Raw genomic sequence first — 7894 nt, 5'->3', positions numbered from 1 at the left:
CTTTTCCAGCTGTTCCTTGAGGACCTTGCGCTCCAATTTCTCCTTTTGCTCCGTCAGTTCCTTTTGGTCCTGTTAAGTTAGAAGTAGTAAAACTTGATCCATCAGTATACGTAATTGTAAATGTTCCGTTTCCATTATCAACTGTAGTTGTGATTCCTTTTCCAGCTGTTCCTTGAGGACCTTGCGCTCCAATTTCTCCTTTTGCTCCGTCAGTTCCTTTTGGTCCTGTTAAGTTAGAAGTAGTAAAACTTGATCCATCAGTATACGTAATTGTAAATGTTCCATTTCCGTTATCAACTGTAGTTGTAATTCCTTTTCCAGCAGTTCCTTGAGGACCTTGTGCTCCTGTATCTCCTTTTATAGCTGCTAAATAATCCGTAATAGTTGCCGTTGTATTATTGGTCGTTTCCTTCCAAATTTCAAAAGCTGATTTTCCAGCAATTCCTTGCGCTCCTGTTAAATCAGAAGTCGTGAAAGTTGATCCATCAGTATATGTAATTGTAAACGTTCCGTTTCCATTATCAACTGTAGTTGTGATTCCTTTTCCAGCTGTTCCTTGAAGACCTTGCGCTCCTGTATCTCCTTTTATAGCTGCTAAATAATCCGTAATAGTTGCTGTTGTATTATTGGTCGTTTCTTTCCAAATTTCGAAAGCTGATTTTCCATCAATACCATTTGTTCCTGCAATTCCCTGTGCTCCTGTTAAGTTAGAAGTGGTAAAAGTTGATCCATCAGTATACGTAATTGTAAACGTTCCGTTTCCATTATCAACTGTAGTTGTAATTCCTTTTCCAGCTGTTCCTTGAAGACCTTGCGCTCCTGTATCTCCTTTTATAGCTGCTAAATAATCAGTAATAGTTGCTGTTGTATTATTGGTCGTTTCTTTCCAAATTTCAAAAGCTGATTTTCCATCAATACCATTTGTTCCTGCAATTCCCTGTGCTCCTGTTAAGTTAGAAGTGGTAAAAGTTGATCCGTCAGTATACGTAAATGTAAACGTTCCGTTTCCATTATCAACTGTAGTTGTAATTCCTTTTCCGTTAGTTCCTGCTACACCAGTATCACCTTTTACAGCTGCTAAATAGTCTGTAATTGTTGCTGTATTATTTTTAGTTATTTCTTTCCAAATTTCATAGGCAGATTTTCCATCAACACCATTGGTTCCAGGAATTCCTTGCGGACCTGATGCTAAATTTATTGTAACTGGCAGGCCTTTTTCATTTGTATAAGTGATCGTACCGTTTTTATTGTCTACCAAAGTTGTAATAGTCTCCGTATCAGCACTTCCCATACGGTACCATTTATCTGTATACCAGTAATAGTAGCCTGGAACAATATCACTGATTGTCTGCGTATTAAAAACCAAAAGACTGTTTACATTACCACCTGCAATAGTCGTTTTGTCTAATGTACTGGTTAATGAAACTCTAGGTATAAGTATACCTTTATTTGTTGCTGCAACATCAAGCTGTGTTGAAGCGTTAGGAAGTGAAGTTCCAATACCTACTTGTGCATGACTCCAAAAACTCAATCCTAAAAGGAATAAAAAGTAATAATTTTTCATAAAAAATCTTTTAAAAACGATTAACCTTAATAAGAACTAATTCAAATGAAAAAATTGAACACTGCTAATTCTCATTTCACTGATCATAAATAGGTTGTTTTTTAAGATTTGGGGAACCTCTAAAAAATAAACTGATCTTACATCTATCTGGGGGCAAATGTAAAAGACTAAAAATCAAAAAATTGTAGAACCCTTAACCTTGCCTTGTAGAACTTTTTCTACAGAAAAAACATGCAAAAAACACAAAAAACAAGTAGCAATTGATAATTACAATGTTATAAACAAACACTCTTAAGAAACTAGATTTCTTAAAAAAAGCCCATTACCATACACTGCTGTTTAATTGTTAAAAGCAGAATTAAAAAACCGTATTTTTTAGTGAAGACCTTCGTAAATTGAAGGATAGATATTAGAACAAATAAATATTTGTTTGTTTGGCTTTACAGCATTGCTTTCTAGCCTGCCATATTGTAAGATGCGGTACAGATTAATTTGAAAGATTGTTTTGATCGATCTTCGATAGAAGCATTTGGTGCTTTCTTTTTTAATGCTTCAATTCCTTTATCTCGAGAAAATCTATCTTTAAACATTTTACTTACTCCAATAATTTTTCCGTTGAATGCTTTCAGATTAAAGTAAGTTTCATTGTTTCGAGATGTCTTTCTAAAAAACTTCACATTATCTTGCGAATTGCGCCTTACAGATTCAATTCCTTTAAAGCACATTAATTTTCTTGTATAAACTCCGCTGCTTAAAATAACCTTTCCTTTATTGTCTATAAAATCAAACTGAAATTCTCCATTTGTTTTTTTATTAATTACAAATTTTTCCATTTTAAAAACTAATCTTTTCTCTTTGTTGCTAATAAATTTAAATTGTAAATCATTTTTAATTAATCGTTAAAAATGATTTTAAAAGTTGTTCCTTTTCCTACCTGACTTTCAACTGTAACCCTTCCGTTCATTGATTCAATCTGGTTTTTTGTAATGTATAAGCCTATTCCATTTGCCTTTTCGTGCTTATGAAATGTTTTATACATTCCAAATAATAAATGACCATATTTTTTAAGATCGATTCCCAAACCATTATCCTTTATCGTCAATACCTTTTTCTCATTTTCTATGAAAAAGTTAAATTCGATTACCAAAAATTTGTCTGGATTCGCATATTTTATTGCGTTCGTACATAAATTTTGCAATACGCTTTCGAGATAAGCAGGATTAAAATTAATCACAGCATCCTCTGGGATGTTGTTTATAATTGTTGCATTATTTCGATGGCTGTAAGCGCTGACAATGTTAAGCACCCTGTTTAAATAAACATTCAAATTCAAGGGTTCTACAGCAATTTCTGTATTATTTTGAATGTTGACTATTTGCGATAGATCTTCAATTGTTCGATTTAAATCATTTGAAACCATTCGCAGATACTTTATTGTTTCTCGCTTCTCGGCAAAATTTTCTTCTAAATCAATCATATCCAGAAGCAGTTTAAAATTTCCTGCATGCGAATTCAGATTATGAGATGCTATGTGCGAAAAATTCAGCAGTCTGTCATTCTTTTCACTAAACAGCTCCATTCTTTCTTGCAGCTCTAATTCTTTTCTTTTTTGCGATGAAATATCAGTATGCGTTCCAATTACTTTCAACGGTTTACCATTTTCATCACGCTGAATCACTTTACCTCTGTTTAAAATCCATTTATAATTTCCATTTAATGTTAATACCCGATGAAAGTTTTCATAAAAAGGGGTATTATTTTCGAAGTGATTATGTAAAGCTGTGAAATATTTATCAAGATCTTCTGGATGTATAATTTCATTCCATCGTTCTGGAGAATCAATATTTTTTACAGATTCTAGTTCCAATATTTTTATAGACTGCGGCGAATAAAAAACGGTATTCTCTTTAATATCCCAATTCCAAACCCCAGAAGTCGATGTTTCAAGAGCAAATTTGAAACGTTCCTCAGAAATTTTAAGTTTCGTTTCTAATGTTTTCAACTCTGTTACATCAGCAATTCTTCCATATAAAACCAATGTTCCATCGCTGTTTGTTTCTTTTTTTGATGAAACCTTAAACCAGCATAAACCTTTCATAGGCAATTGCACTCTGAAAACCGAATTCCATTTTTTCCCCTTTTTTAAAGAATCAATTAAAGACTTCCTTACCGAGTTCCTGTCCTCTTTATGAACTCTGTCATAAACAGAAAACATGGTATTGGTAACCAATTCATCAGATAAAATTTCAAACATTCTATATGCAGAATCAGTAACAAAAGGCAAAGCACAATCGTTTTGCGGCGAAATCGTCAAAACAAAAAGCGCATCTTCCATTTCATCAAACAATTTAGATTTCAATTCATTAATTGTTTTATTTTTTCTTGCTTTATAAAAGTCGAATTCCATGATCTAGTATTTAGTAGTTTATGACTAATAAAAACCTGATTACAGTTTCTTTTTAGTCAACAGTAAGGCATTTGGGTATTAAGTATGGTTTCTTCAAAATGAAGATTTAACTGATTTAATATTTGTGATCGTACATTTGAAGTATCAAGTAAAAAAACATCATCCAAATCAATCAATACATTTGATATTCGTTTATTAAAAGAACAAACAACCAGTGGAATTCCTTTTCCGTATACTCTTAAAAAATCAAGGAAATCTTCTTCTGTGTAAACAACAAATACAATTGCTGCATAAACATCTAATTCGTCATTTAGGCTCCTGAAATCTCTACAGATATCAAGCATCAAAACGTCTTGAAATTTGCATTTTAAAAATTTTGAAAAACATTTTTGATTGCCATATATAAGTGCTCTTTTCTTTATCATCATCATTACATTTTTACAATCAAATTTTTCTTAAAAAATTCAATCAAGTTAAAAACCGCATCCTATAACATCATAAAAAACTTCACAGCATAAAAAAATTGAAAGGAGAGATTTCTTGAATTCAATTACCACAACGAAATTCATTCAATTCATATCACACACACATTCTCTCTCCCCTAAATTCTTACATCGTCAATTCTAATTTTCTTTAATTAAATGAACAACTCAATGTTGATCAAACGGCTGTTCTCCAAAAACAAAATTGACTTAAATGTTAAATTCCAAAAAACATAAACAATACTGCCAGCATCAAAAAAAATCATTCCTAAAAACAGAAAATTGGGCGTAAATAATTTTAAAAAACATTTTTCAATATTGTCTTTTTTTATTCTCCAATTCTCTTGTCTCTTCCTGACAATACAAAAATACTCCCAATAAAATCAATAGCTTATAGAATATTGACCATCCTCTTGTAGAATTATTTCTACAAGGAAAACGAGATTTAAATCGAAACTTTTCTGCAAAAAAAAACAGGGATTTAAAAATCCCTGTTTTTCTTAATACTTTATAATGTCTAAATAATTGAATATTAGCTATTCGTCGTAATACAACTGAAAAAACCGAATTAAATCAGCCAGATTATCAATCTCCAGCTTTTCAAAAATTCTGTTTTTAAAAGTACTTACTGTCGTTTTTTTTATGTTCAACAATTCTAAAATTTCCAGATTTCCGTATCCTTTTATTAGTAATTGTGCCACCTCAATTTCTCTATTCGACAAAAGATCCAGCGGATTTGTCGGCTTTTTAGTGATATACGAATCCAGAATCCTGTCTTTAACATTCTGCGTAAGATATTTTCCAGAAAGCATCATCGAATTGATGGCATTTTTCATTTCCTCTTCAGAAGTTTCTTTATTTAAATAACCAGATGCTCCGGCATTTAAATATTGCATAAATATTTTCATCGTAGGCCGAAAATATTAAGATTTTAATATCGGGCTGAATTGCTTTTATTTCAGACAATACATTTATACTGTTACCATCTGGAAAGTTTACATCTAAAATCAATAAATCGATCTTAACTTCATTTAGTTTAGTAAATATATCTTTAAAATTCCCTGCCATATAAATTGCTGCATTTAAAAACAGCTCTTTTATAATTAGGGAAACTCCTTGTCTAACCACACTATGATCATCGGCAATTAAAAAACTATAGCTATTTGATGATTTCATTTGTATTTGAATAAATTATTTTTTTAGTAGATTTGGTTCTTTACTTATCAACCATCGGTATGTAAAACACCTATCGACGATTTTTTTATTTGCATTTTAAACTAAATTTAAAATCAAATTGAAACTAACTTTCGTCCCATTTCCTTGCTTACTTTCAACATTTATTGCTCCGCCAAATAATTCAACAATTTCTTTACAAAGATTCAAACCTAAACCAACTCCTAAATCATTTACTTTTCCAGAAACTGTTCCTTGATAATAAAGTTCAAAAATATTCTTCAAATCATTTTCAGAAATTCCGCTTCCATTATCCTGAATCGCTACTTTTAAGTTAAGCTTTTTGTCTCCAGCTTTTTCAGCATCTATTGCAATCGCTATGAGTCCTTCTTTTGTAAATTTATTGGCATTACCAATTATATTATAAAAAAGCTGATGAATTTTTACAGCATCCGAAAAAACTTCATAATCAGCTAAATTTGATGTAACCGCAATTTTGTTTCCTTTGCTTTCAACTAATGAACCCATTGACGAAACAATCTGATTTATCTCTGTTTTTAACTGAAAATTATTATTGTTTAATTTCAGCAAACGATTTTCATCTTTAGAATACTCTAAAATTTGGTTCGCTAACAAAAGCAGCGAATTTGTTGTAAATTGAATGGATTGAAAAGTTTCTTTTATTTCGGCATCTTTTATCGAAGAACTGATCATTTTACTGTAAATAGAAATTAAACTCAACGGAGATCTAATTTCATGACTGATCATTCCCATAATTCTATTTTTAAAGTTTAAACTTTCTTTAATTTGAGCTTGAGCAATTGTCAATCGTTTTTCATATTGAAATGCCATTCTAGTAAAGTAGAAAATGGTAATCGATATTATAAGCATTAAAACAATTAAGACTGCGAGTGTATAACTTCTGGCAATTTTATTAGAATCGTACTGATTTTGCAGCTGTTTTTGAGTGCTCTCCTGAAGAGCGTTTAATGACTTATTATAAACTGGCATTATTTCGCTCTCTAAAGCTAATAGTTTATTATTAAGCTCCGTTAATTTCGAATCTTGATTTTTTAAGCTCTCAAAATGTTTTTTCAAATTTTTAAACTGCCCTTCGTAGTAGTTATTTGTTGTAGTAAACAAATTAGCAATCTGATCTTCAATACTTCCAGTTACTACTTTATCTTTGTACTTCATTGTAACAGTAACATTTAACTGCTCTTTCTGCACATCAGTTTTTCCTGCCAATGCCGCTCCTAGTCTTGAAAACAATCCTTTTTTAGAAACACTGTCAACTTTTGTATAAGTATCGGTTTTAATGCTGTCTAAAATTTTCTTGTATTCAAACTTATTTAATTTGAACACGTTCGAAACACTATTTTTATCAGGATTATGCTGTAAACTAATAATAGAATCGATCTCAGATTTTAACGTTTGAATGTTAGATTCTGAATGTTTTTTCTCCAACAGAATTTTTTCAAACTCTTTATTGTTTTTTGTCAATAAACTCAAACTGTCAAGCAAACGGCTTATTTCATTCAACGACGCAGTATACTGCTCTAAAGAAGCTTTATTCTTATTAGCCCTGTAATTAGTAAAGTCTTTTTGAGAATTTAAAAACGAATTATTTATTTTGCTTGTGAAACTCGAAATCTTATTCATAGAATTCATAGAACTCAATGCTTTTGACATTTCAGTTTCATTTGAAGTTTCATTGTTCCAAATGACAATGGCAATTATCTGCAGCAAAATAATACATACCAATAAAGTATAGTGAATTATTTTTCTATGTTTGAATTTTAGTTTTAATAAACTAAATGTATTATTCAAGGAATGCTTTCTAACCAAAATTTTAGATTTTAAAATGATAAAAAAATTAATGAGTTATAAAATCATTAACTCATAAAATTGTTTTAATACTAGGTTACTACAATACCATCATGAATGATGTACTACAACTTAAATAATTATTTTTTTTAGATCTTAAATCAGGACTGCCTATTTTAATTCTGAGACGACAATACTTACCTGTTAAATCAAAACCGCTTTATACAAAAAATAAAGTACAGCCTTGTAAAACCAACATAAACTATTATCGCCAATAAATATTTAAAAGATTTGGGGAGTCTTTTAATTGAAAAAATATGTCCTTAACAAGTTACATATTTTAATTCACTTTTTTTAAAATATTTAATTTTTATTTTAAATCAACTGCGAAAGTAGTTTGATTTAATAAAATTCTACGTAGAACATTATTACAGTTATTGT

General features: G+C 30.4%; 6 protein-coding genes and 1 pseudogene. All 7 read right to left on the bottom strand.

The genetic code is table 11. From position 1 onward, the window contains the following. A pseudogene (locus ACHRVL_RS16915) lies at window positions 1-1564 on the bottom strand (hypothetical protein); the annotation flags it as partial. 455 nt (window positions 1565-2019) lie between these two features. After that, window positions 2020-2397: a YegP family protein gene (locus tag ACHRVL_RS16910; RefSeq protein WP_395414659.1), complete on the bottom strand. Its 378-nt coding sequence runs from the start codon at window positions 2395-2397 to the stop codon at window positions 2020-2022. 59 nt (window positions 2398-2456) lie between these two features. Then, complete coding sequence (locus tag ACHRVL_RS16905) at window positions 2457-3971, bottom strand: PAS domain-containing protein (RefSeq protein WP_395414658.1); 1515 nt, start codon at window positions 3969-3971, stop codon at window positions 2457-2459. Window positions 3972-4027: 56 nt separating this feature from the next. Beyond that, on the bottom strand, window positions 4028-4315 hold the full coding sequence (locus ACHRVL_RS16900) for a hypothetical protein (protein WP_395414657.1): 288 nt from the start codon (window positions 4313-4315) through the stop codon (window positions 4028-4030). 674 nt (window positions 4316-4989) lie between these two features. Continuing rightward, window positions 4990-5349 carry a LuxR C-terminal-related transcriptional regulator gene (locus ACHRVL_RS16895; RefSeq protein WP_395414656.1) on the bottom strand — a complete coding sequence of 120 codons (360 nt, stop codon included), beginning with the start codon at window positions 5347-5349 and terminating at the stop codon, window positions 4990-4992. Continuing rightward, window positions 5309-5629 (bottom strand): response regulator transcription factor, encoded by a 321-nt coding sequence (locus tag ACHRVL_RS16890; protein WP_395414655.1) that lies wholly within the window; start codon window positions 5627-5629, stop codon window positions 5309-5311. Before ACHRVL_RS16890 ends, ACHRVL_RS16895 begins: the two co-directional genes overlap by 41 nt. A 96-nt stretch (window positions 5630-5725) precedes the next feature. After that, window positions 5726-7456: a sensor histidine kinase gene (locus ACHRVL_RS16885; protein WP_395414654.1), complete on the bottom strand. Its 1731-nt coding sequence runs from the start codon at window positions 7454-7456 to the stop codon at window positions 5726-5728. Window positions 7457-7894: the final 438 nt, after the last annotated feature.

It is taken from the genome of Flavobacterium sp. FlaQc-28 (genome assembly GCF_044007415.1).
Lineage (GTDB): Bacteria > Bacteroidota > Bacteroidia > Flavobacteriales > Flavobacteriaceae > Flavobacterium.
Note: the sequence above shows the minus strand (reverse complement) of the source record. Positions and strands in the feature narration are given on the sequence as shown.